1 protein-coding gene and 1 pseudogene are annotated in these 1,436 nt (G+C 49.1%); both read left to right on the top strand.

The window, feature by feature from the left end:
- Positions 1 to 397 precede the first annotated feature (397 nt).
- Positions 398 to 1,117 carry a 30S ribosomal protein S2 gene (gene rpsB / locus FT726_RS27320; RefSeq protein WP_034829491.1) on the top strand — a complete coding sequence of 240 codons (720 nt, stop codon included), beginning with the start codon at positions 398 to 400 and terminating at the stop codon, positions 1,115 to 1,117.
- Positions 1,118 to 1,298: 181 nt separating this feature from the next.
- Positions 1,299 to 1,436, top strand: a pseudogene (gene tsf, locus FT726_RS27315) (elongation factor Ts); the annotation flags it as partial.

The following is a 1,436-nucleotide window of genomic DNA, read 5'->3' as shown; positions in this document are numbered from 1 at the left end:
TCCAGCACTTCAGCAGCCAGACGGCCCGCCACGCGCATTTTTTCGATTTCTTCAGGGGTTTTGATTGAAATGGCCATTAAATAATCCGCAATTGCCGACATTTTCGACAATAATGAGTTCTGTGGCAGTCATGTTAGCAGTCAGTCATTAGGCTGCCAAATCGGGATGACTCCTCGCTCAAGCTGCTAACAACTGTTGGCGTATTCCTGCGCGTTATGGTATAAAGCGCGCCGACGATTCTCTGTCACCTTCGTTTCGTTGGCTGGCAGGAAACGCATAAAACTCATTATGTGTACTAAAACACACATGTATCGACACATACGCCGGGGTGCCTTGAAAGAGGTCGGTTGTATGGGATACATGGAGGCCCAACCCCAATCATACTTTAGAGGTAATCATGGCAACTGTTTCAATGCGCGACATGCTCAAGGCTGGTGTTCACTTTGGTCACCAGACCCGTTACTGGAACCCGAAAATGAAGCCATTCATCTTCGGTGCTCGTAACAAGGTTCACATCATCAACCTTGAGAAAACTGTACCAATGTTCAACGAAGCTCTGGCTGAGTTGCAGAAGATCTCTTCACGTAAAGGCAAAATCCTTTTCGTTGGTACTAAGCGCGCTGCTGCCGAAGCGGTAAAAGAGTCAGCTCTGAGCTGCGACCAGTTCTTCGTTAACCACCGCTGGTTGGGTGGTATGTTGACCAACTGGAAAACTGTTCGTCAGTCAATCAAGCGTCTGAAAGATCTGGAAACTCAGTCTCAGGACGGTACTTTCGACAAACTGACCAAAAAAGAAGCACTGATGCGTGCTCGTGAACTGGCCAAGCTGGAAAACAGCCTGGGCGGTATCAAAGATATGGGCGGTCTGCCGGATGCACTGTTCGTTGTTGACGCTGACCACGAACACATCGCAATCAAAGAAGCAAACAACCTGGGTATCCCAGTATTTGCTATCGTTGATACCAACTCTGATCCAGATGGCGTTGATTTCGTTATCCCAGGTAACGACGATGCGATCCGTGCTGTAAGCCTGTACCTGACTGCTGTTGCGACCACCGTGCGCGAAGGCCGTTCACAGGATCTGGCTGAGCAGGCTGAAGAAGCTGCTGAAGCTTAATAAGGTTCGCTCTTTCTAAGAGCCCTTAGACATCAGATGTTATCTGTTAAGGGGGCCGCACAGGCCCCTTTTATTTATCTAAGTTTGTCACGCTTCTTTCGGGTAAGCGGGGCAGAGTAAATTTTCCGCAACAAGTTTCTGACAGTGTTAACGCACACAGAGACGAATCGAGGATTCTGGAATGGCTGAAATTACCGCTGCATTGGTAAAAGAACTGCGTGAGCGTACTGGCGCAGGCATGATGGATTGCAAAAAAGCGCTGACCGAAGCGAACGGCGACATCGAGCTGGCGATTGAGAACATGCGTAAATCTGGCGCG

The sequence above is a fragment of the Pantoea sp. Morm genome, from assembly GCF_016643525.1.
GTDB classification, from domain to species: Bacteria; Pseudomonadota; Gammaproteobacteria; order Enterobacterales; family Enterobacteriaceae; genus Pantoea; species Pantoea dispersa.
Note: the sequence above shows the minus strand (reverse complement) of the source record. Positions and strands in the feature narration are given on the sequence as shown.